Here is a 23,501-nt window from a genome sequence, read left to right on the forward strand (position 1 = left end):
GGCGGCCCACCACTCCCCTCGGGTCGCCCGCCCCGCCCCCACCCCCTGACAAACCACATGAACGACCGCCCTGCGGGCGGTGAGGAGGTCCTGACGTGGAGCCGCCCCTCTTCGACTTCCGTGCTGCCCTCTCCGGAGAGGAGCCGGACCCGACCGAGACCGAGGAGGCCACCACCCTCCAAGAACAAGGCACGCCCGCGAACCGGTCGGAGTCCGCCCCGATCAGCGTGGACCTGACCAGCGGTCTGCTTCTGCTGAGGCACGCCGGCTCCTCGGTCGAGGTGGACACCGCCACCCAGGAGGCGGTCCTCGACCCGGGCGAGTCCCGGGTGACCGTCGCCGACGACGGCGTGATGCTGTTCGGCGCGCAGCGGGCCGGGGACACCGCCTCCCCGCACGTGTTCCCCGGGCAGGACACCGAGCACGTCGTCGCCGTGTCCGCCCCCGGGTCCGAGGGCCTCCCCCCCGAACCGGGCGTTCCGATGGAGGCGGTCTCCGCGAGCGTCCCCGCCGAGGAGGTGTCCGCCCTCGAAGGCGTGACGACGGCCCCCGAGTCCGTGCCGTTGGAGCCCGCGATCCTCGCGGAGCCCATGCAGCGCGTGGAGGCGACGGAGGCGCTGGCGCCGATGGAGCCCCGTTCCTTCGAGGCGGCGACCCCGCAGATCCCCGCGGAGCCGCTTCAGGAAACCGCCGTCCCCTTCAGCGACGTCCAGCAGCAGGAACTGGGGGAGCTGCGGGAGGCGGACTGGACCCCGGCCGAGGACGCGATCACCGGTGTGGAGCCCATCTCCGCCGACGCCGGCGACCCCGCCTTCGGCGAGAACGGCGACGAGATCCCCGGGGCCCCGGTCGTGACCCTCGACCCCGAGACGGCCGTCACGACCGTCGAGGTGGGCGAGCTGAAGTTCGTCCTGGACCCGGACACCAACACGATCAGCATCGAGCCCGGCGACAGGGACGTGCCCCTCGACCCCGAGGCGGCTCCGGTCACGATCGAGACCGGGAACCTGGGCCTGACCATCGATCCGGCCGAGGGCACCGTCGAGATCGAGACGACCCGCGCGGGCGACGGCGACGAGGCTCTGCCGACGACGATCGAGATCGGCGACCTGAAGCTCACCCTCGACCCGGAGACCGGCGAGGTGACCTTCGACCCCGGTGACGGGAACGTGGAGGTCGACCCCGAGACCGGCCTGATCACCATCTCCGAGAAGGACGAGGACGAAGAGGGCGAAGAGGGGGACGGCGAAGAGGGGGAGGGCAGGCCCGGCGGCGACGGCCCCGGCGAAGAGGAAACCCCCGACGGGGACCGTCCGGGCGGCGACGGCCCCGGCGAGGAAGAAACCCCCGGAAACGACCGACCGGGCGGCGACAGGCCCGGCGAAGAGGAAACCCCCGGCGGGGACCGTCCGGGCGGGGACCGTCCCGGCGAGGAAGAAACCCCCGATCACGTGGGGAGCCAACGCCCCGGCTCGACCGACCCGGGCGGCGGCGGGGCGCCCGGCGTTCCCGTGGGCAGCACCACGCCTCCGGTCACGGGGGGAACCCCTCAGGACGAGACCGAGCCCACCCCGGACGAAAGCTCGGACACCCCCGGAGAGACCCCCGCCCCTCCGCCGGGTGAGGGCACCCCGCCCCCCGCCGAGGGCACCTCCGACCACGGCGGCGAAGAGGGCGACGGCGGCGAGGAAGACCGGGAAGCGCTCGTACGAGACCAAGGCGAAATCCTCGGCGACGACAACGAGGACGAAGGCCCGGGCGGGGAAGGCGAGGACACGAGACCGCTGGACCCGGCCTACATCACCGAACCCCCTGTCGCGGACACCTCCGAAACGCCCGAGGAGGGCACCGGGGGCGAGGGCAGCGGGAACGGCGCCGGAGGAGAAGACGAGGGCGAAGGCCCGGGCGGGGAAGGCGAGGACACGAGACCGCTGGACCCGGCCTACATCACCGAACCCCCTGTCGCGGACACCTCCGAAACGCCCGGGGAGGGCAGCGGGAACGGTGCCGGGGGAGAAGACGAAGAAGAGGAAGAGGAGGAAGAAGAGGAGGAAGAAGAGGAGGAAGAAGAAGAGGAGGAGGAGGAAGAAGACGAGGAAGAAGACGAGGAAGAAGACGAGGAGGAAGACGAGGAAGAAGACGAGGAGGAAGACGAGGAGGGCGAAGAAGAGGGCGAGGAAGAAGAGGAAGAGGGCGACACCGAGGGCACCGGAGAGGACGACGGTGACTCCACCAGGGGCGACAACGGTAAGAACGGCACCAAGATCGACCTCCAGCGGATCAAGGATTTCCGCTCCAAGATCGTGTCCCCTCTCCAGGACGAGATCGCCTATCTGGTCACCGATTTCTCCGTGTACGGAGGCGAAGAGAGTTACCAGAGGATCGGAAACCCCGCGATCCTCACGGAGGCCGGGACCCTCGGCGCGAGGATCGACAGCTCGATGAGGAACATCTACCAGTTCCTCGACGGTCTGGAGACTGAACTGGTCCAGATCGAGGACAGGCTCTCGGAGAACCTCATCGTCTTCGCCAACCTCGAGGACGAGCAGAGTCTCACCGCCCAGGAGGTCTACAACCTGATGTACTCGAGCCCGAGCGGTTCGGGCGGTAACGGCGGCGGTAACGGCGGCGGTAACGGCGGCGGTAACGGCGGCGGTAACGGGAACGGCTCCGGCGACGACCAGGACGAGGACGAGGACAGTAGCGAGGCCTGACCCCGAGGCGCGATCCACAGAAGGAGGGGAACATGCCACCGGAAAGAGAACTCGAAGACCTTCCGGACAAGCCGCTGCACCAGCTCATGAACATCTTCGCTGACACCGAAGACGGCGGCTCCTATCCGCCGATGCCCGGCATCGACACTGTCACCAAGGACCCCTGGGTCGCCGACGGGCGCTACCACTTCCACGAGGACACCAAGATCACCGGGTTCTCATGGGATTACGGCGGCCACGAGATGGACCGCTGGTGGAGCTACAAGGACCCGTACACCACGTACATCAACGGCTACGCCTATGAGACCTACGGCATCGACTACGCCGGCTACACCATGCAAAAGCACCTGTGGGGTGAGAAGACCCTCAGCGATGACAAGGAGACCCTGCACGAGGAGGGAACCCCTCCGCAGGACACGTTCCGGCAGCAGCTGAGCGACCTGGCGCACCTCGCCAACTACGAGGCGAACAAGCTGGTCTCCGACAACTGGGACCTCACCCGGTTGCAGAACACCATCGACCACCTGAACGATCTGCGTACAAGGCTGGCCCCCTATATCGATGGGGACGGCGGCGGCAGCCTGAACAAACTCTGGAAGGAGATCGACACCCCGGACGGGCCCATGCAGGGCTCGGCCGCGTCGGCGTACCAGTACCGCCTCAAGGACCTGGCGTACAGGATGACCGCGGTCTACGACAAGATCCCCGACTACACGAAGCAGCTGGGGGATCTCAGGACGAACCTACAGCCCGGCACCAGCGGACTCGCCGAGGCGGTGAGCAAGGCCCTCGAAGGTGATGGCGGCACCATCAAGGGCGTGCTCGACAACTGGTACTTCCACACCTCCGGGGGGACGGAGCACTTCAACGCGGACCGGGACCAGTTCCAGATCGTGATCAACTACGGGGCGGACGGCAACAGTCCGGTGACCGGCATCCCCGGCGATCCGATCACCCAGGACAACATCAACGGCACCCTTTACCACAGGTTCCGGGAACACTACAAGGGTGTCTACGAGACCGTCAACGACCTGCGCGACCACATGGCGGTCTACTACAACAGGGCCCATGACAACCTGCCCCGCATCACCGTTCCCACCTCGCTCCCGACGGAGACACCCACCGGGCCGGGCCCAGGCCCCGGTGGTGGCGGCGGTGGCGGCGGTGGCGGCGGCCCCGAAAACCCCTTCGAGGACTGGGAGATCGACAACCCCTTCAAGGACTGGGAGATCGACAACCCCTTCGACGGCTGGGACGAGGAAAATCCAGGCGGCGGCCCGCCGCCGCCACCCCCGCCGCCGCCGCCTCCGCCGCCGCAGCTCCCGTACAACGGCCCCGGCACCGGGGAGGACGGCCCCGGCGGCAACGAGATCCTGCCCCCGCCGCCTCCCCCGCCGGACCTCGGACTCAACGGCCCCGGTCAGGGCGGCCCCGAAGGTCTGGGCGGCCCGCCGCCGTTCACGCCGGATCTCGGACTCAACGGCCCGGGCGACGGCGGTCCGGGCAACGGCGGGCCCGAGGGTCTCGGCGGCCCGGGGCAGGGCGGCCCTGTCACGCTTCCCCCGCCTCCTCCGAACCTCGGACTCAACGGCCCCGGCTTCGGCGAGGGAGGCAACAACGGTTCCCTCATGCCCCCGCCCCCGCCACCGCCCCCGAACGACCTCGGACTCAACGGCCCCGGGCAGGGCGGCGGCAACGACCCCGGCATGAACGGGCCCTTCCTCCCCCCGCCGCCGCCCCCCAACCTCGGGCTCAACGGCCCGGGAAGCGGTCGCGGCCCGGGAGGCTACAACGGATCCCTGGAGCGCGATCCGGCGACGGGACTCCCGCTCAACCCCCAGACCGGCGAGCCCTTCCCCATCGACCCCGAGAGCGGACTGCCCTTCAACCCCGAGACCGGGCTGCCCATCAACTTCGACCCCGGGACCGGGCAGGTCCTGCCCATCGACCCCGTCACCGGCCAACCGGTCCCCGGCGGGGAGACCGGCAGCTCCCTGGAGTTCGATCCGGCGACGGGGCTCCCCCTCAACCCCGAAACCGGCGAGCCCTTCCCCGTCGACCCCGAGACCGGGCTGCCCTTCAACCCCGAGACCGGGCTGCCCATCAACTACGACCCCGAGACCGGGCAGGTCCTGCCCATCGACCCCGTCACCGGCCAACCCGTCGGCATCGACCCCGAGACCGGGCTGCCGACCGACTACGGCGCCAACGCGCCCACGCCCCCGAACGACCTCGGCCTCAACGGCCCCGGGACCGGGGACGACGGCGACTTCGGACTGCAGCCGCCACCCCCGCCGACGGACCTGGGACTCAACGGCCCCGGCACCGGGGACGACGTACCGATCAACCCGGTCACCGGCGAGCCGTACCTCATCGACCCGCTCACCGGGCAGCCCTACCCGATCAACCCCGAGACCGGGGAGCCGATCATGGACGGCGGCAACTCGGACGGGCCGATCCCGGACGTGCTTCCGCCGCCGCTGGCACCCGACGACAGGGGCCTCAACTACGGAGGCCTCGACCCCAGTCCCTACGGCAGCGACGGTCCCGGTTCTCCGGACGGCTCCGACCGCTCCTCCCTGTTCACCAACCCCGACGGCACCAACTACGCGGCGGGCGGCCCCAACGGGGCCCCCGGCGGCCAGGGCAACGCTGGCGGCGGCCTCGGCGGCGCAGGCGGCGGCCTCGGCGGCGCGGGCGGGCTGAGCGGTCAGCCCGGCTCCGGAGGCGCAGGCGCCGGAGCCGGCGGTATGGGGGGCATGGGCGGCATGCCGATGATGCCCCCCATGATGGGCGGCGGCATGGGCGGCGGCATGGGCGGTGGCGGTGACAACAACCGCGACCGGCAGCGCTCCACCTGGCTCTCCGAGGACGAGAAGGTCTGGGGAACCACGGCCGACGGGCAGAAATCCGCGCTGGGACGTCCGGTCCCGGGTCAGAACAAGAAGGGAACATCCCGGCATGAGCTCGCAGATGCAGCGCCAGATGGAAGAGGAACTGGCACAGCTTCACAAGACGATGGACCGACTGGCGGACGCAAACGCAAGCCTGGAGTCAGCAACCGAAGAGGTCGTGGCGAAGAACAGGCTCGTGGGCGCGAAGGTGGACGCGACGGGGGAACTGGTTGAGCTGAAGTTCCACACCCAGGCCTACCGGGACATGGCCCCCACCGAACTGGCCGCCGCCATCACCGAGGTGGTCAACAAGGCGCGGAGCCAGATGGCCGAGCGCGTCTCGGAGGCCTACAGCCCCTTCATGCCGGACGTGGCAGGCGCCCAGGAGGTCATGAGCGGCGACCTCGACCCGCTCAAGCTGCTCGACCGCCTGGGCATCCCCTCCGACGACCCGCGGCAGTGAGCGTCCGCCGCACACGCGGCTGAGGACCGAGAGAGGAAACGGACATGACGGACCGCAGCGACAGCTTCTTCGCCGACCTCGAGGGCATGGCCAGGAACAGCTGGAGCGTCAACGACGCGGCCGAGTACGCCAATGAGCTCCATCTGTGGAAGCAGGACTCGCTGGCGCCCCTGAAGCCCCTCTACGGCGAGGGCGACAAGTTCGCCAGGGACATGCAGAAGACCCTGGGCCTACTCGAGACCTCCATCGACGAGTACCTGGGCTTCATCGTCGTCGCGGTGGGGGACACGAGTGCCATCCTCGGCGGCAGCAAGGAGAAGTTCGGCCGCGGGGAAGAGGACAATGTGAACACCGTCCCGGACATCAACACCCCGGACGGGCCCGGAGGAGGACGACGGTGACCCCCGCCACCCCCACCCCCACGTCCCCGGGCGGCCGAGTGAGCGGCCGCCCGGGCCCCCGAGAAGGAGTTGCGATGTCTGAGAACGCGCAGGCGCGCGGCACGGCGGAGGGCAGTCCCACGCCGGGATCCGAGTTCCGGACGGCGCTCTCCGGAGGAGCCGACGGCACGGTCTCCGGCGGGACCGCCGGCTCCGCGGCGCCCGACGCTCCCGCCCTCCCCGCCCACACTGCCGGGGACGCGGGGGCGGCCGAGGCCGTTCCCGGCCCTCGGATCACCGGCGCCCTGCACGAACCCGCTGCCCCACAGGCCCCGGAGGTCGCGCTGGACCGCCCGGGCCGGCCCGCCCTGGCGGGTGCCGCCATCGCGGGCCTGCTGCTGGTCGCCGCCCCCTTCGCCATGACGGTGGGGGTGCCCGGGGTGACCCTGGAGGCGACTCCGCTCTCCTCGGGCGCGGGCGGTGCCGACGGCCAGTCCTCGGGCTCCGCCGAGGCGGGCGCCTCGTCCGGCGGTGAGTCCGGGGGCGTCGCGGCTCAGGCGGACCCGGGCTCGGCGTCCGCGCCCCAACAGGCCGCCGCGCCCCAGGAGACCGGCTACGTCCCCGAAGTGAGCGGAGACGGGTCCGGGACCCCGACGATGCCCGACCCGGGCACCGGCGCCACCGGCGGGGAGAACCCCGTCGAGGCCGCCCCCGCCGCACAGGAGAACCCGGGCGCGACCGGCGCCCCGGAGTCGGGGAACGGCGGGGGCGAGATGACCGCCGCCGGTGCGCCGGGTGCCGGGGACACAGCGGCCGCCGGGGAGCCGGGGACCGAAGGCGGTGCGGCCGAGGGCGGTGCGGCCGAAGGCGGTGACACGGCCGCCGGTCCCTCCTCCGGGGAGGACGGCGCGGCCGGAGAAGGCGCGGCGACCGAGGGCAACGAGGGGGCAGGGACCTCCGGGGAGGGTACGAACGAGGGAGCGCCCGGCGAGGGCGCCGGGAACGGGAACGCCGACACCGGGGACGCGGGGAACGGCGCTGCCGGGGAGGAGATGAGCGCTCCCTTCGCCGACACCGGCGACGCCGCCCGCGAGAACGGGGCCGCCGGGAACGGCGACGCCACCGGTGGCGGGACGTCCGCCGAGGCGCCGCCCTCGGAGGGCGGGGGCTCCGTCCTGGAGGACTCGGTCGCGTTGACGGGGGGCTCGGAACCGGAGCCCTTCCTCGCCGTCGCGGGGCCCGGTTGCCAGGCCTCCCCCGGCGCCTCCTACGCGAACGAGGGGCGCTGGGACAGCGCCGAGGGCACCGCCAGCTGGGCCACCCGGCCCGGCGGGTACGCTCAGGAGGGCTGCGACGGCAACTACGAGGCCCTTCCCGTCTCGGGCGACCCGGAACGGGGCAACGGCCAGTACGCCACCTGGACGTTCACCCCCGGAGAGGCGGGGGTCGTGTGCGAGCTCTACGTCCACGTGCCCGACGACGAGAGCCCGCTGTGGATCTCCCCCGAGGAGGCCGGATACCAGCTCTTCTCCGGCCCCTCGGCCGAGGGGTCGCCCGTGGCGGTCTTCGGAATCGACCAGGCGGGGATCCGGGGCGGCTGGGTCCAGGTGACCGGGTTCACCTCCCCCACGGAGGAGTTCACCGTCAAGCTCACCAACGCGGGGGCCGACGCCCTCGCGGACCAGGAGCACACCAGCTCGCACGTGGCCGCCTCGGCGCTGCGCGCGTCCTGCTCCTGACCCACCCGGCGGGGCGGTCCAGGCCGCCCCGCCGGCTCCCCTCCCCTCCCCCGAATTAGGAAGACACCGATGACCAGGCAGCTCCTCACCGTCGACGCCGCCGCGCAGGACGGGCACGCGACGATCACCGAGGCGGTCGAGGCCGCTGACAGCGGCGCCCTCATCACCATTGCCCCCGGCCGCTACGAGGAGAGCCTCGTCCTGCGCGACGTGGTCACCCTGATGGCCCGCGACGGCCTGGGCAGCGTGGAGATCACCACCGGTTCCGGCTGCGCCGTGGTCTCGGGCGCCGAGGCGGTCAAGCTGTCGGGGCTGGTCCTGCGCGGCCGGCACGCCGACTACCCCGCGGTGGACATCCCCCTCGGACAGCTGGAGATGGCCGACTGCGAGGTGGAGGGGGCCTCGTGGACCGCGGTGTCGGTGCGCGGCGACGGCGCGCTCGCCATGCGCGACAGCCGCGTCACGTGCTCGGCGGGCGCGGGAGTGGTGATCACCTCCTCCGGGCCGAGCGTCATCGAGGACTGCGTGGTCGAGGAGGTCGACACCAGCGCCGTGGTCATCGGCGAGCAGGCCCGTCCCACGGTCCGCTCCTGCGTGCTGCGGGACGCGGGGGGCAACGGCGTGTACGCCAGCGGACAGTCCGGGGGCACGATCCGGGACTGTGAGATCTCGGGGACCAAGAAGCCCGCGGTCGCGCTGGAGGAGGGCTCCGCCACCTCGCTGCTGGACACACGTGTGCACGACACCGAGGGCGACGCGCTGACGGTGTCCAGCCGGTCGCGCCCGGTGGTGGAGGGCTGCGTGTTCGAGGACGTGGGCGGGCGCGGCATCGTCGTGCACAACGGTTCGGACCCCCAGGTGACGCGGGTGCGCGTGGCGCGCGCCAAGGGCGTGTCCATCCACCTGTCGGGCCGGGCGCGCGGTACCTTCACCGACTGCGAGGTGGAGGAGTCGGGCGGTGACGCCGTGCGCGCCGAGGAGCGCGCCTCCACCACCTTCCTCGGCCTGGTCGTGCTCGGCGGACAGGGGGTGAGCCTGGTCGGCGACAGCGTCGTCGAGTTCGACCGCGGGCTGGTCAGCGGGACCGCCGGCCCCGGCGTGGTGATCGAGGAGTGCGCCCCGTTCCTGCGCGCGACCGCGGTCACCGGGACGCGGGGCCAGGGCGTGGTGTTCGGCAAGGGCGGACGCGGACGCCTGGAGGACGTGACGCTGGACCGCACCGGTAAGAGCGCCGTGTCCGTGGAGGAGGGCGGCGCTCCGCTGCTGACCGGAGTGCAGATCTCCGGGAGCCGCGACGCCGGGATCTCGGTGGGCGCGGGCGGGTCCGCCGACGTGCGCGACTGCGACGTGTCGGAGTGCACGGGCGACGGTGTCTCCGTGCGGGCCGGAGGCCGGGCGACGGTGCTGCGCACCCGGGTGTACAACGGCCGCCGCAACGGCGTACTGGTCGCGGCGAAGGCGAGCGCCACGCTGCGGCGGTGCGAGGTGTTCGGCAACGGCGCCGACGGCATCCTCGTGCACTCCGCCGAGGACGTGGCGGTGGAGGACTGCTCGGTGCGCGACAACGGCCGCTCCGGTCTGCGACAGACCGTCGCCAGCCAGAGCATGCGCACGGAGGAGCTGCTCAGCCGCGGCAACGGGGCGCCGGACGCGTTCGGCGACCTGGCGGGCGCGCCCGTCCAGATGCCGGAGGCCCCCGTCCCCGTACAGGAGGACGAGGACGCCGAGGAGGTCGGCCCCCTCAAGGAACTGGACGCGCTGGTGGGCCTGGCCGGGGTCAAGCACGAGGTCAAAACGCTCGTCACCCGCAACCAGATGGCCCAGCGCAGGGCCGAGATGGGCCTGCCCACTCCGCCCATGAGCCGCCACCTGGTCTTCGGCGGCGCTCCCGGTACGGGTAAGACCACGGTGGCGCGGCTGTACGGGCAGATCCTCGCCGAGCTGGACGTGCTGCGCTACGGGCACGTGGTCGAGGTGGCCCGCGCCGACCTCGTGTCGCAGTACGTGGGCGGCACGGCGATCAAGACCACCGAGGTGTTCGAGCGCGCCAAGGGCGGCGTGCTGTTCGTCGACGAGGCCTACACTCTGGCGAGCGGCAGCGAGGGCGGGGGCGGCAGCGGCCCCGACTTCGGCCGGGAGGCCATCGACACCCTGGTCAAGCTCATGGAGGACCACCGCGACGAGGTCGTGGTGATCGTCGCCGGCTACACCGAGCAGATGCAGAGCTTCCTCGACACCAACCCCGGTCTGGCCTCCCGGTTCAGCCGGACCATCGAGTTCACCAACTACGAGGCCGAGGAACTGACGGAGATCGTGCGCAAGCTGTGCGTCTCCCACAGCTACCGGATGGCGGAGGAGACCGAGGCGGCCCTGCTCGCCCACTTCGAGCGCGTGCCCAAGGGCCCGGCGTTCGGTAACGGCCGCGAGGCCCGCAAGCTCTTCGAGGAGATGATCGACCGCCAGGCGTTCCGGCTGGGCGGGACCATCCCCGACAGCCCGGACTCGCTCACCCTCCTGCTGCCCGAGGACCTCGGGGAGGCGGCCGAGGAGGAGCAGCTCGGCGGCACGGCGGACGGGATCGCGGCCCTGCGCGAGGAGCTCGACGCGATGGTGGGCCTGGCGAGCGTCAAGGAGACGGTCAACGACCTGGCCAACCTCCTGCTGATGTCGCAGCAGCGGCGCGCCATGGGGCTCCAGGTGGCGGCGATGAGCCACCACCTGGTGTTCGCCGGTCCCCCCGGTACCGGTAAGACGACCGTGGCCCGCCTGTACGGCAAGCTCCTGCACGCGCTGGGGGTGCTGCGCGGCGACCACGTGGTGGAGGCGGCGCGCTCCGACCTGGTGGGGCGCTACGTCGGGCACACCGCCCAGCTGACCGCCGAGGTGTTCGAGCGGGCCAAGGGCGGCGTGCTGTTCGTGGACGAGGCCTACTCGCTGGCGCCTCGGGGGTCGGGCAACGACTTCGGCCAGGAGGCCATCGACACCCTGGTCAAGCTCATGGAGGACCACCGCGACGAGGCGGTGGTCATCGTCGCCGGGTACACCAACGAGATGCAGCGCTTCCTCGACTCCAACCCCGGTCTGGCCTCCCGGTTCAACCACCAGGTGGAGTTCCCCGACTACAGCGACGACGAGCTGGTCACCATCGTCGAGCGCATGGCGAAGGGATCGGGGTACACCTGCGGTGAGCAGACGACGGCTGCCCTGCACGAGCACTTCTCGGGGGTGGTCCGCGACGTGAACTTCGGCAACGCCCGCTACGCGCGCCAGGTACTGGAGCGGATGATCACCCGGCAGGCGGGCCGCCTGGTCAACGGCGTCCAGAACGCCACCAGGGAGGACTTCACCACCCTGCTGCCCGAGGACATCCCGGCCCGCTGACGGCCGGCCCCGGCCCGAGCGGGCGGCGGTGCGGGGCAGGCGGTGTGCGGCCCCGGCGGTGCGTGCCGCTCGGTGGACGTCCCGTGCGGCGGTACGGCCGTGAGGCCCCTCCCGGAGGACGGCCCTCACGGCGTCCTCCGGGAGGGGCCGGTCCCGGGAGGGCAGGAGGCGACGGAGAGTTCGCGGACGTCCGGGGCAGCGCCGAGGCACTCACACCAGAGGGGCCCGGTCGGTGTCCAGGACGTTGACGCCCTCCGCCTCCAGGACCTCCTCGAAGGCGTCGAGCGACTCGGCCGCGACGAAGGCGGCCTCGCTCCGGTGGACCGGGAGCAGCCACAGGAACCTCGCTCCCCCGGTCTCGGCGGGCGCCCACTCCAGTGCGGGGCCGTAGGGGTAGGGCGGGCTCACCAGGAGGTGGTCCATGCGCGAGCCCTCCGTCCACGGGCCGCCCACGTCGATCACCGAACCGGCGCCGATCCGGTACTCCTCGAAGGAGTGCAGGTGGCTGACCATGGCCAGGGTCTCGGCGTGGGCCTGCGCCCCTGTCGGCGCCATGAGGAAGAACTCGGTGCCGCCCCGCTCCTCGTGGACGGAGGAGCCGACCGTGACGTGGACCCAGCCCTCGCCCGCGTTCCTGGGCGCCACCCGGTAGGTGGCGAAACCCGGGACCCGGTCCAGGAGCGGGGCGTGTTCCCAGGTGGTGGGCTCCACGGCGTGCCCCTGCCAGAACTCCCGCACATGCCGTTCGAGCGCGAAGATCCGCGCGTCCTCCCCGGTCGCCAAGGAACCCGACCCCCCGCTGTGCCTCCGGCCGCCGGGGACAATGCCCCGAAACGGCCGCCATACGGACATGTGGAACGGCCAGACTACGACCTCCCCTCCACGGCCGGGACCGGGGGCCGCCGGTCCGTGGTCGCGCCGGCGGATCGAGGCGGTGATCCTTGGATAACGCGCCTACGGCGTTCCGGTCCCTCGTGCGCTCCGACCGGCGTCCCGCTCAGGCCCGACGGGCGGCGCGGGGGACGATGTGGCCCCTGCGGTGGGCCACGCGCAGCAGGCACACCGTGACCGCGCCGCAGAACAGCACCGCGAAGACGCTGCCCTCGGGGCCGAAGGCGCCCCCACTGATCGCCGCGGGCCCGCTCGTCTCCCCGGTCAACAGCCCGGCGAACGCCTCCTCACTGCCGGAGACGGCGGTGCCGAAGATCCCGGCCTGCGCCGTGTTCCAGCCCAGGTGCAGGCCGATCGGCAGCCACAGGGATCGCGTGGCCGCGTAGGCGGCGCCGAGCATGAGACCGGCCTCCAGGGCAATGGCCAGCGCACCCCACAGGGTCGCGTTCGGGTTCACCAGGTGCAGCCCACCGAAGAGCGCGGAACTGACGGCGAGCGCGCCCCAGGTTCCGACGACCTCTTCCACGATTCGGAAGAGGACCCCGCGGAACAGGAGCTCCTCGGCGACCGCGACCGCGCACATCAGTCCGCACACGGCCAGGAACGCCTCGAACGACCCCCAGCCGGTGACTCGGTAGCCTCCGAGAAGGGCGATGGCGGTGATGGTCACGGTGAACACACCGATCCCGGCCGATGTGCCCCACCCGAGGCCGCGGGCCGCCCCCTCGCGGGAGAGTTCCAGCGGCTCCCTCCCCTCGATCCGGCGGATCGCGAGCCGGTAGGCCCACAGGCCGAGGGCCGCCGCCGCGACGCCGAGGGGCAGGGCCCACACCGACGCGCCCACCGCGCCCGTCACGCCCGGGAGGAGCGCGGCCAGGGCGCCGAACAGGAGCAGGAGGAGCGCCGAGCGCGCGGCCGTGCGCCGGGACCTGCGGGGGGTGGACGCGGGTGCGCCGTCGTGGGGCATGTCGGGACCACTTCCTGGAACGCGGGGCGCGGGGGGCGCTCCGACCGGTTCCCAGGCTAGGAAAGGGGCCCTGTCGGCCACATCACCCGCGCGAGCGCACTTGAGTAGCTCTCGAGGGGGACCCGGCTCTCACCCCTGCCGCACCAGCCCCGAGCGGTAGGCGAAGACGACAGCCTGGACCCGGTCGCGCAATCGGAGTTTGGCGAGGATCCGCGACACGTGGGTCTTGACGGTCTCGTGCGCGATCGTCATCCGCTCGGCGATCTCCCCGTTGGACAGCCCCTCCGCCATGAGGAGCAGTACCTCGTGCTCGCGCTCGGTCAGCGGCTCGGGGTGAACTGCGGGAGGGGTGGGATCGGCGGGGCGGATCCGCAGGGCGTACTCGCCGATGAGCCGCCGGGTCACCGCCGGCGCCAGCAGGGCCTCTCCCCGGGCGACCGTGCGCACGCCCGCGATCAGCTCGTGCAACGGGGCGTCCTTCAACAGGAACCCGCTCGCTCCGGCCCGCAGCGCATCGTAGACGTATTCGTCCAGATGGAAGGTCGTCACCACCAGGACCCGCACCGGGTGGGGGTCCGTCGGCTCCGCCAGGCGGGCGGTCACCTCGATGCCGCTCAGACGGGGCATGTGGATGTCCATCACCGCGACGTCGGGCCGCAGGTCGCGGATGACGCTCAAGGCCTCGGCGCCGTCGCCGGCCTGCCCCACCACCACCATGTCCGGCTGGGCGTCGAGCACCGCGGCGTACCCGGCGCGCACCAGCTCGTCGTCCTCGCAGACCACGACTCGGATGGGCGAGCCGTTCACGTCTTCCCCCTGGGGATACTGGCGTGCACCGTGAATCCCCCGTCGTCGGAGGGGCCTGCGCGCAGCTCCCCACCGACGGCGCCGACCCTCTCCCGCAGGCCCGTCAGGCCGCGACCGCCGCCGAGGCGGGGCCGGGGCGAGCTGGCCCCCTGGTCCGGAGGCGCGCCGCCCCCGGTCGTGATCCGGGCGCCGACCGCCTCGTTCCCGTGGTCGATGCGGACGACGACGTGCCTGTCGGGCGCGTGCTTGAGCGCGTTCGTGACGGACTCCTGGACGACGCGGTACAGGGCTTCCTCCTCCTGGGGGCGCATCGGTCGGGGCTCGCCGGCCTCGACCAGGTCCACGCTCTGCCCAGCGTCTCGGGAGCGGTCGACGAGGTCGGCGAGTTCTCCGAGCGAGGGACCGGTCCGGTCCCCGCGTCCGTCCAGGACGCCGAGCAGGTGTCTGAGGTCGTCCAGGGCGCGCCGACCGGTCTCCCCGATGCTGGTCAGGGTGGTTCCCACCCGGTCGGACCGCTCCAGAAGATAACCCGCCGTGTCGGCCTGGACCACCATCGAGGTGACGTGGTGTGTGACGACGTCGTGCAGGTCGCGGGCGAGACGGGCCCGTTCGGCGGCAGCGGCGTCCGCCTCCGCGCGGCGGCGCCGCTCCTCGGCGTCCAGGGCCCGGGCACGCACCCACCCGCCGAGGGCGCAGAACACAGCCAGGACGAGGCCGAAGGTGAGGTAGTCGGCCACGGTGGCACGGGAGCCCGCGAGGTGAAGGGAGCAGCAGACGAGTGCGTAGGCGGCGACGGCCCCCGCGGCCACCCACACGGGACGGCGCGGCGGGTGTGCGCCGACGGTGTACAGGGCCACGACCAGCGCGAGGGAGGCGAAGGCGTTGGGGTAGCGCAGCAGTTGGAAGGCGGTGAACGCGGCGGCGACCGCGATCAGGCAGGTGACGGGGAACCGACGCCGCAGGGCGAGAGGCGCGGCCTGGGCGCCGATGAGGACCAGGCCCAGGCCGTCCAGGGTCCGGTCGTCCGGCAGTTCCGCGAGGTCGAGTCCCTGCTGAGCGATTCCCGGGACGAAGGACAGGGCCACGAGGGCCGCGGGGAGCAGGGCGTCGGTGGCTCCCGCTCTTCGCAGGGGGCGGAGCATGCGCTCCGTCCACGCTGTTGTCTCGAACACCCGAGCAGACTATCCCGCGCCGCCGCGGTGGCGGTCGGAGCGCGTCGCTCGGTGGTCGCGAACCGGTGCCGGGGCGGCGTCCTCGCACCGTGGGGCCGCTGCCCCGGTCCTGGCACCGCACCCCACCGGAGACGGACAGGCGGGGACCGGGGTCCGGGGTCCGGGCCAGGCCTACGCCGTCTCCGCCTCCTCCAGGAAGCGCGCGAACGCCTCCCGGTCCCCGGCGACCCGCGTCGGGAAGGTGTCCGCCCTGCGCCAGAGCACGAGCAGCAGGTCGGAGGCGAAGCCCTCCACCGCGACCGTGTCGGGCGACGGGTCCGGGGACACCGTCCATCCTCCCTCCGACACGGAGCGGCGCACCCGCCAGGCGCCCGCGCCCCGGCCGACCGTCCACACGTCGCCGGTGTCGACGGCGCGCAGGCGCAGCGTCGTCCGCTCCTCCCCCGGCGCGCCCCGCGGGGCGCCGCCCAGGGGCAGGATGACCTCCAGGAACTCGTCGATCCCGTCGGCCGCCGCCCCGGACGGCAGGTCCTCGGGGCCGCCCCGGGAGTCCTGGGCGTCCCAGGCGTGCACGAGCGTCTCCTGGGCCACCCGCCGCCGGATGAAGGCGACGTCCTTGCGCGGCGCCCACGTCCAGCGGGGCTCGGCGGGGTCGGCGTCGGCCAGGATCCGCACGGTCTCCGCCAGCCCCTCCCGGTACCAGGTGAGGAGGGCGTCGCCGTCCGGGGGCCGGGGGGCGGCGTGGTCCCGGGGGCCGGCGGCCTCGCCGGTGACGATGCTCCGCCAGAAGTGGTGGGTCACGCCGACGTGCCGGACGAGGTCGGCGACCGTCCAGTCCGGACAGGCGGGGACCGGGCGGTCGAGGTGGCCCCGGGCCGCGTCGGCGAGGACGGCTCCGCTCCCGCGCAGGACGGCGATGTGGTCGGGGGTCTCCATGCCGAGGACGCTACACGGGACCCCGAGTATTCGCACACGCATTCGAGCGGACGAACCTCGGGGTCTCACGGGCCGTGGGCCGCCGACCGCGCGGCCCGCCGTCAGCGCAGCGTGGTGCGGGTGAGGGAGAGGTCCTTGGTCTCCCGCACCAGGGTCAGCACCACCAGGAGGCTGATCGCGGCCACCCCGACCAGGTAGAACGCCGGGGTGAGGGCGCTGCCCGTGCTGTTGACCAGCCAGGTCGCCACGAACGGGGCGGTACCGCCGAACAGCACGTACGCGGCGGTGTAGCCGACCGCCGAGCCGCTGGCGCGCAGCTGCGCGGGGAACATCTCCACCATCATCGGGACGTTGGACGTGCCGATCACGGAGACCAGCACGGCCAGGGCCGAGGTCCCCACCAGCGCCCCGGCCAGGCCCGTGGACATCAGCTGGAACGCGGGGTACGTGAGCAGGACGAACCCGCCGCAGGCGATCATCAGCATGGGTCGTCGGCCGAAGCGGTCGCTGGCCCTCGCCATGAACGGACACGCGGCCGTGTACGCGAGCATCGCCACCACGCTGGTCATGAGCGCCTGCGTCTTGGTGTAGTCCAGCGACTCCGACATGTAGCTGATCATGTAGGAGCTCATGAAGTAGTAGCCGACCGCGTTCGTGATGCTGTAGCCGAACAGCGTGAACATCTGTCGGCCGGAGACCTTGAAGGCCTGACGCAGCGGGCTCTTCGTGGTGTTCTCCTGCTTGGCCATCTCGCGGAAGACCGGGGTGTCGTCGAGGCGGGAGCGCAGGTACAGGCCGATGGCGCCGAGCGGACCCGCGATCAGGAACGGGATCCTCCAGCCCCACGACATCAGGGCCTCCTCGCTGAGGGTGCCGGTGAGCAGCACGCCCACACCGGAACCGACGACCGCGGCCACGCCGACGGTGATGGGGACGGCGCTGGCGTAACGAGCGCGGCTCCCCTCGGGGGCGTACTCCATGATGAAGGAGGACGCGCCGGTGTACTCGCCGCCGGTGGAGAAGCCCTGGACGGTGCGCATGAGCAGGAGCAGGAGCGGGGCTCCCAGGCCGATCGCCGCGTAGGTGGGCAGCAGGCCGATCGCGAGCGTGGCGCCGCTCATGCACAGCACGCTCAGGGCGAGGGCGCGGTTGCGGCCGATGCGGTCGCCGTAGTGGCCGAAGAACAGGGCGCCCAGCGGCCGGGCGATGAACCCGGCGGCGAAGATCGCCCAGGTCGCGAGCAGCGCCGCGGCGGGGTCGTAGTTGGGGAAGAACAGCACCGCGATGGTGGCCGACATGACGGCGTAGGCGCCGGAGTCGAACCACTCCACGAAGTTGCCGATGGCGGTGGCCACGGTGACGCGGCGGCGGACGCGGCCCATGTCCTGGGGTGGCGTCGCGGGGACTTCCTGATCGTTCAGCACCGTACCCGAACTCCTCGTTCTCATTGCCCGGGCCTGGCCCGGGATCGATGTTAGGGGGGACAAGAGACGGGGCGGCCCGCCGGGGTGGCCTGGCGCGGCCGGGTGCGGCGGCGGGGGCCGCCGCCGCACCGGTCTCAGACCGTGTCGCGTCGTCGCAGCTCGGCGCGCTGGACCTTGCCTGTGGCGGAACGGGGAAGGCGTTCCTCGAAGGCGATCAGGCGCGGGTAGGCGAAGCGCGAGTAGTGTTCGCGGGCGAAGGCGCGGATCTCGTCGGCGAGGTCGTCGCCGGGGCGGTGCCCGTCGGCGAGTTCGATCCACGCCTTGACGACCTGTCCGCGCAGCGGGTCGGGCAGTCCGACCACCCCCGCGTCGGCGACCGCCGGGTGTTCGCGCAGGGCGGCCTCGACCTCGTAGGGGCCGACCCGGTACCCGGAGGTCTTGATGACGTCGTCGGTGCGGCCCAGGAACCAGTAGTAGCCGTCGGCGTCGCGGGTGGCCTGGTCCTTGGTGCGGTACCAGGCGCCGCCGAAGCTCTCGGCGGAGGCGTCGGGCCGCTTCCAGTACCCGAGGGGGAACTGGGGGTTGCTGCGGGTGCGCAGGCAGATCTCCCCGGGTTCCCCGTCGGGGACCTCGTTGCCCTCGTCGTCGAGGAGGGCGACCTCCCATCCGGGGAGGGGGCGGCCCACGGAGCCCGGCTTGACGGGTACGCCGGGCAGGTTGCCCAGCAGCGGGTAGGACTCGGTGGACCCGTAGTAGTCGAGCGGGGTCACTCCGAACTGCTCCCGGAACCAGGCGATGAGGTCGGTGGTGAGGGGCTCGTTGGAGCAGCACACCACGCGCAGGGCCTGGGGGTGGCGCCGTCCGGCGTCGGGGACGTCGGCGCGGAGCTTGCGCAGGAGGGTGGGGTTGACCAGGGCGGTGGTCACCCGGTTGCGGGACATGGCGGCGAGCAGGCCCTCGGGGTCGAACCCCGCCCGCGGGCGGTAGACCAGGTGGGTGGCTCCGGCGCGCAGGGGGCCCATGAGCTTGGCCATGGACCACGCCCAGTCGCCCGCCCCGTAGAACACGTCGCCGGGGCGCAGGTCGTGGCAGTACCGGAACTCGTTGTGGCCGAGGAGCGTGCGGTGGGCGTGCACGATGCCCTTGGCGGGGCCGGTCGTCCCGGAGGTGTAGAAGATGAGCGCCGGGTCGTCGGCGGCGGTGTCGGCCGCCTCGTGCCGGGGTTCGCGTGCGGCGATCGCCGGGTCGTCCACGTCCACGATCCGCACGTCGGCCGGGGCGGGTCGGGCCCCGTCACCCTGCCCGCCGGGAACCGTGCCGGTGTCGACCGAGGCGATCGCCGCGACGGCGTCGGCCGCCCGCCCCAGGGAGGCGTTCTCGGTGACGAGGACGGTGCTGCCGGAGTCGGCGAGCCGGTAGGCGATGGGGTCGTCGGCCCACAGCGGGGACATCGTGACCAGGACGGCGCCGGTGCGCAGGACGCCCAGGTAGGTGGCGGGGGTGTCGGGCCGCTGGGGCAGCAGGACGGCCACCCGGTCCCCCTGGCGCACGCCCAGGGCGTGCAGGTGGGCGGCGACGCGGGCCGCCCGGTCGCGGATCCGGTCCCAGGTGACCTCCTCGCGGTGGCCGCTGTGGTCCTCGAAGACGAGGGCGACGCGGTCGCCGGGGTGGTGGTCGGCGACGTCGACCGCCATGTTGTAGCGCTCGGGCACCTCCCAGCCCTGTTCGTCGCACAGGAGCCGGTAGAGGCGGTCCCCCTCGGCGAGCGCGTCCGGGGTGGGGACGGCGAGGGCCGGGTGCGCGGCGGCGTCCGGGGCGGTGCCCGGGTCGGGGGCGGTGGCCCCGGCTCCGGAGTGCGTGCCGTCCTCGGTTCCGGTGGTGGTCATCGGGTGGTCTCCCCTGTTTCCAGCTGTGGCGTCGGTGGTGGAACGGGCGGTTCAGCGGCGCTTGGCCAGGAACCGCTCCATCTCGCGCTGGGGCTCACCGCTGGCGTAGGCCTGGGTGTGGACCCTCTTGGCGGCGGTGATGGAGTCGGTGAGCGCGTCGTCGTCGATCTCGCGCAGGCGGGCCTTGGTGAGGGCGACGGCGCCGGGGGGCAGGGAGGCGAGGGAGCCCGCGAGGGCGAGGGCGGCGGGGAGCACACCCTCCTGGTCGGGGACGATGCGGGTGAGCAGGCCGAGCCGGTGGGCCTCGTCGCCGTCGACCAGGTCGCCGGTGAGGGTGAACTCGATGGTGCGGGCCTTGCCGAGGATGTCCCACATCGCCCAGATGCCGGTGACGCTGGGGATGCCGGAGCGGACCTCGGGCTGGCCCATGCGGACGCCGGGGTGGCCGACGCGCAGGTCCGCGAGGAGCGCGAACTGGAACCCGGATCCGGCGGCGACGCCGTTGACGGCCGCGATGGTGGGCTTGTCGATGCCCCGCAGCGCCCGGTAGAGCACGTCGAAGTCGTCGATCCAGGCCTCGGCGGCGACGTGGTCGGTCGGGTCGATGGCCTGGGTCTCGGCGAGGTCCTGTCCGGCGCAGAAGGCGTCGCCGGCGCCGGTCAGCACGACGGCGCGGCAGTCGGCGTCGGCGCCCGCCTCCTCGAACAGCTCGACCAGGCGGGTGCGCATGGCGCTGGTCCACGCGTTGAGCTTGCGGGGGCGGTTGAGGGTGATGACGGTGGCGTGCCCCTCGGCGAGGGGTTCGCGGTGCGCCAGGACGAGGTCGTCGTTCGGTGACATGCCGATGCCTTTCACGAGTTCACAAGCAGGGGTGCGCGGCGGACGCCTTCGTGCACGCCGGATGGTCGGGCGGGGGTCGGTACGCCCCGGTGGACTCCGGTCGACCCCGGACCCTCCGCCCTATGAACGCCATCACAACAGCTCACCGCCGCGGGCGTCCAACACCAGTTGCGACCTCACGCGATATCGCAGTGATATGGCCGATAGGGTCACCGCATGGAACTGCGCCACCTGCGCTACTTCACGGTGCTGGCCGAGGAGCTGCACTTCGGCCGGGCCGCCGCCCGCCTGCACATGGCCCAGCCGCCGCTGTCCCAGCGCATCCGCGACCTGGAGCGCGAACTGGGCGTGCGGCTGTTCGACCGCGGCCGCAACCAGGTGCGGCTGACCGAGGCCGGGGCCCTGCTGCTGGAGCACGCCCGTCCGGTGCTGGAGAGCACCGAGTCGGCGCTGGAGGCCATGCGCCGCATCCGCCCCGGGGAGAGCGGGATCCTGCGGGCCGGCATCCCGCCGGACACCATGCCGGTCACACTGCGCACCCTGGTCGCGGAGCTGTCGGCGAACGCCCCGGACGTGCTGGTGGACCTGCACGAGCTCACCACGGACGAGCAGCTGCGGGCGCTGCGCGAGGGGGACCTGGACGTCGGGGTGGTCCGCCATCCCTCGGACACCACGGGCCTGGAGTCGGGCCCGGTGGCCCACCGGCCCCTGGGGGTCCTGCTTCCCGCCGAGCACCCGCTGTCGGCAGGCGGCCCGGTGCGCCTGCGCGACCTCAACGGGATGCCGCTGGTGGTCTTCCCCCGGGCGATGGCGCCGATGCTCTACGACCAGGTCATGTCCGCGTGCAGTTCGGAGGGGTTCCGGCCGGGGGCGATCCGGCACGCGCGCAACCCGCTGTTCGTCAACGGGCTGGTGCTGGCCGGGAGGGGCGTGCACTTCAACGAGAGGCCCCTGGGCGGGCTGCCCGAGGGGCTGGTGTGGTCGCCGCTGGAGGGGAATCCGCTGGCCTGGCGCACGTCGGTGGTGTGGCCGCCCCGGCGCCGCCACGCGAGCGTGCCGGTGTTCGTCGCGGCCGCCACGGCGGGGCTGGAGGCGGCCGGCCACGTGGTCCAGCCCCACCCGGAACCGGGGAACGCCGCGCGGTAGGGTGGCCGGCGGCGGACCGGGCGCGGTTCCGCCCCCACCCGACCCGCGACGGAACCGGACGGCGGATGACTGATCCCGAGGGCGGTCCCGAGCTCGCGGAGGCCGCGGCGACGTTCGACGGGGTGCGCCCCGTCCTCTTCGGCATCGCCTACCGGATGCTCGGCGCGGTCGCCGACGCCGAGGACGTCGTCCAGGAGGCGTGGATCCGCTGGCAGCGCACCGACCGGTCGGTGGTCCGCGACCCGAGGGCGTTCCTCGCGACCACGGCCACCCGGCTCGCCCTCACCACCGCCACCTCGGCCAGGGCCCGCCGGGAGACCTACCCGGGTCCGTGGCTGCCAGAGCCGGTCGACCTCTCCGCCGACCCCGCCCTGGGTGCCGAACGGGGAGAGGCGGTGGAGCTGGCGGTCCTCCTGCTGCTGGAGCGCCTGACGCCGAACGAACGCGCCGTCTACGTGCTGCGCGAGGCCTTCGACTACCCGTACCGGCGGATCGCCGAGGTCTTGGAGGTGTCGGAGGCCAACGCCCGCCAGATCGCGCGGCGCGCCCGCGCCCACGTCACCGAGGAGCGCCCCGCCCCGGTGGGCCGCGAGGAGCACGGGCGCCTGCTGCGCGCGTTCCTGGCCGCGGCCCGTGCCGGGGACCTCTCCCGGCTGGAGGGCCTGCTCACCGAGGGCGCGGTCTCCTACTCCGACGGCGGCGGGGCCGTCGGCTCCGCGCGGGTTCCGGTGTTCGGCCGCTCCCGCGTGGCCCGGTTCCTGGCCGGGGTGTCCACGCGGTTCGGCCAGGACCTCACGGTGCGGTTCGTGGAGTCGAACAACCGCGACGCCGCCCTGCTGGTCCGTGGCGGGGAGGCGATCGCCCTGTGCACGGTCGACGCCTCCCCCGCCGGGGTGGAGCGGGTGTTCATGGTCGTGAACCCGGCCAAGCTGACCCGGTTCCACCCGGGGCCCGGACCGGCTCAGGCGCCGTACCGCTCCCGCAGGTAGTCCTCGAAGACACGCCTCCCGAAGGGCTCGCCCCGCACCAGGGCGGCTCCCCCCTCGTAGGCGGCGAACAGCTTCCCGGGGAGCCGGACGGGCAGGAGCGGGCGCCGGTCGCCCGAGGCCCGCTTCCACGCCGCGTGCAGGTCGCGGAGGTCGCGCTGTTCCGGGCCGCCGATGTCGGGGACCCGTCCCCTCGGTTCCCCGACCGCGAGCTCGGCGAGGCGGACGGCGACCTCCTCGGCCGCCACCGGCTGGAACCTCCAGGCGGGCGCCACGACCGCCGGGACGAACCGCTGTGCGGCGAACAGTCCCGCCACGAGGGAGTGGAACTGCGTCGCGCGCTGGACCGTCGACGGGACCCCGGAGCCCGCGACGATCTCCTCGATCCGCAGGCGGTCCCGGTAGAACGACAGCGGTATGCGGTCGACACCGACGATGGACACCAGCACCAGGTGTCCGACCCCCGAGCGCCGTGCCGCGCGGGCGAGGGTGCGGGCCATCTCCAGGTCCCGCCGGCCGTTCGCCGTGGCGAGGTGGACGACGGTGTCGATCCCTTCGAGGGCGGTGTCCACGCCCTCTCCCGTGACCAGGTCCGCGGCCGCCGTGCCCTCCCTTCCGCTGCTCGTCAGCCCGCGCACGTCGTGCCCGTCCGCGCGCAGGGCGGCTGCGGTGGGTCGGCCCAGTTGCCCGGTCGCTCCGGTCACCAGGTAGCCGGTCATGTGGTTCCTCTCGTCGTGGCCCCGCGGGGTGCGCCCGAGGGCGCCCGCTCCGCGACACGGCCCGTGCGGACGTGTCTGCACCGAGGACCGCGCGCGGCCCCCGGTCCGTGACAGGCCGCGCCCGGTGCCGGGCGGCGGAACGTCGGCGGCGCGCGG

General features: G+C 73.0%; 17 protein-coding genes. 8 read left to right on the top strand and 9 right to left on the bottom strand.

Annotation, left to right across the window (positions count from 1 at the left end):
* The first annotated feature begins 95 nt into the window (after positions 1 to 95).
* The 6 genes from Q8791_RS25730 to Q8791_RS25755 all read left to right on the top strand — a co-directional run bounded on the left by Q8791_RS25730 (position 96) and on the right by Q8791_RS25755 (position 11,571).
* The gene (locus Q8791_RS25730) at positions 96 to 2,714 is read left to right on the top strand and encodes an AAA family ATPase (RefSeq protein ID WP_330094386.1); all 2,619 of its coding nucleotides are present in this window, start codon (positions 96 to 98) and stop codon (positions 2,712 to 2,714) included.
* Positions 2,715 to 2,746: 32 nt separating this feature from the next.
* The gene (locus tag Q8791_RS25735; RefSeq protein WP_330094387.1) at positions 2,747 to 5,842 is read left to right on the top strand and encodes a YML083C domain-containing protein; all 3,096 of its coding nucleotides are present in this window, start codon (positions 2,747 to 2,749) and stop codon (positions 5,840 to 5,842) included.
* A complete protein-coding gene (locus Q8791_RS25740) occupies positions 5,733 to 6,071 on the top strand; it encodes a YbaB/EbfC family nucleoid-associated protein (RefSeq protein ID WP_407942058.1) in 339 nt (112 codons plus the stop codon). The genes Q8791_RS25735 and Q8791_RS25740 overlap by 110 nt, the downstream gene beginning before the upstream one ends.
* Before the next feature lie 44 nt (positions 6,072 to 6,115).
* Positions 6,116 to 6,472 carry a hypothetical protein gene (locus tag Q8791_RS25745; RefSeq protein WP_330094388.1) on the top strand — a complete coding sequence of 119 codons (357 nt, stop codon included), beginning with the start codon at positions 6,116 to 6,118 and terminating at the stop codon, positions 6,470 to 6,472.
* A gap of 74 nt (positions 6,473 to 6,546) precedes the next feature.
* Positions 6,547 to 8,190, top strand: coding sequence for a hypothetical protein (locus Q8791_RS25750; protein ID WP_330094389.1), 1,644 nt, complete (start codon positions 6,547 to 6,549; stop codon positions 8,188 to 8,190).
* Positions 8,191 to 8,259: 69 nt separating this feature from the next.
* On the top strand, positions 8,260 to 11,571 hold the full coding sequence (locus Q8791_RS25755; protein WP_330094390.1) for a right-handed parallel beta-helix repeat-containing protein: 3,312 nt from the start codon (positions 8,260 to 8,262) through the stop codon (positions 11,569 to 11,571).
* Between the two features lie 210 nt (positions 11,572 to 11,781).
* Here Q8791_RS25755 and Q8791_RS25760 read toward each other — a convergent pair whose 3' ends face one another.
* The 8 genes from Q8791_RS25760 to Q8791_RS25795 form a co-directional block, all read right to left on the bottom strand.
* Positions 11,782 to 12,354 carry a suppressor of fused domain protein gene (locus tag Q8791_RS25760; RefSeq protein ID WP_330094391.1) on the bottom strand — a complete coding sequence of 191 codons (573 nt, stop codon included), beginning with the start codon at positions 12,352 to 12,354 and terminating at the stop codon, positions 11,782 to 11,784.
* A 214-nt stretch (positions 12,355 to 12,568) separates the two neighbouring features.
* Positions 12,569 to 13,429: a CPBP family intramembrane glutamic endopeptidase gene (locus tag Q8791_RS25765; protein WP_330094392.1), complete on the bottom strand. Its 861-nt coding sequence runs from the start codon at positions 13,427 to 13,429 to the stop codon at positions 12,569 to 12,571.
* Between the two features lie 129 nt (positions 13,430 to 13,558).
* Positions 13,559 to 14,236 carry a response regulator transcription factor gene (locus Q8791_RS25770; RefSeq protein WP_330094393.1) on the bottom strand — a complete coding sequence of 226 codons (678 nt, stop codon included), beginning with the start codon at positions 14,234 to 14,236 and terminating at the stop codon, positions 13,559 to 13,561.
* Positions 14,233 to 15,408, bottom strand: a complete 1,176-nt coding sequence (locus tag Q8791_RS25775) for a sensor histidine kinase (RefSeq protein ID WP_330094394.1) — start codon at positions 15,406 to 15,408, stop codon at positions 14,233 to 14,235. The genes Q8791_RS25770 and Q8791_RS25775 overlap by 4 nt, the downstream gene beginning before the upstream one ends.
* A gap of 171 nt (positions 15,409 to 15,579) precedes the next feature.
* Positions 15,580 to 16,344, bottom strand: a complete 765-nt coding sequence (locus tag Q8791_RS25780) for a maleylpyruvate isomerase family mycothiol-dependent enzyme (RefSeq protein WP_330094395.1) — start codon at positions 16,342 to 16,344, stop codon at positions 15,580 to 15,582.
* A 101-nt stretch (positions 16,345 to 16,445) separates the two neighbouring features.
* Positions 16,446 to 17,768: an MFS transporter gene (locus tag Q8791_RS25785; protein ID WP_330094396.1), complete on the bottom strand. Its 1,323-nt coding sequence runs from the start codon at positions 17,766 to 17,768 to the stop codon at positions 16,446 to 16,448.
* Positions 17,769 to 17,902: 134 nt separating this feature from the next.
* Positions 17,903 to 19,654, bottom strand: coding sequence for an acyl-CoA synthetase (locus Q8791_RS25790; protein WP_330094397.1), 1,752 nt, complete (start codon positions 19,652 to 19,654; stop codon positions 17,903 to 17,905).
* A gap of 51 nt (positions 19,655 to 19,705) precedes the next feature.
* Positions 19,706 to 20,494: an enoyl-CoA hydratase/isomerase family protein gene (locus Q8791_RS25795; protein ID WP_330094398.1), complete on the bottom strand. Its 789-nt coding sequence runs from the start codon at positions 20,492 to 20,494 to the stop codon at positions 19,706 to 19,708.
* Positions 20,495 to 20,710: 216 nt separating this feature from the next.
* Between Q8791_RS25795 and Q8791_RS25800 the strand changes: the two genes are divergently transcribed.
* Entirely contained in the window at positions 20,711 to 21,640 is a 930-nt protein-coding gene (locus tag Q8791_RS25800) for a LysR family transcriptional regulator (RefSeq protein ID WP_330094399.1), read from the top strand.
* Between the two features lie 65 nt (positions 21,641 to 21,705).
* Positions 21,706 to 22,629, top strand: a complete 924-nt coding sequence (locus Q8791_RS25805) for an RNA polymerase sigma-70 factor (RefSeq protein WP_330094400.1) — start codon at positions 21,706 to 21,708, stop codon at positions 22,627 to 22,629.
* Here Q8791_RS25805 and Q8791_RS25810 read toward each other — a convergent pair.
* Positions 22,602 to 23,345 (bottom strand): SDR family oxidoreductase, encoded by a 744-nt coding sequence (locus Q8791_RS25810; protein WP_330094401.1) that lies wholly within the window; start codon positions 23,343 to 23,345, stop codon positions 22,602 to 22,604. The two genes, Q8791_RS25805 and Q8791_RS25810, sit on opposite strands and share 28 nt — an antisense overlap.
* Positions 23,346 to 23,501: the final 156 nt, after the last annotated feature.

Source organism: Nocardiopsis codii, assembly GCF_036327455.1.
GTDB lineage: Bacteria > Actinomycetota > Actinomycetes > Streptosporangiales > Streptosporangiaceae > Nocardiopsis > Nocardiopsis codii.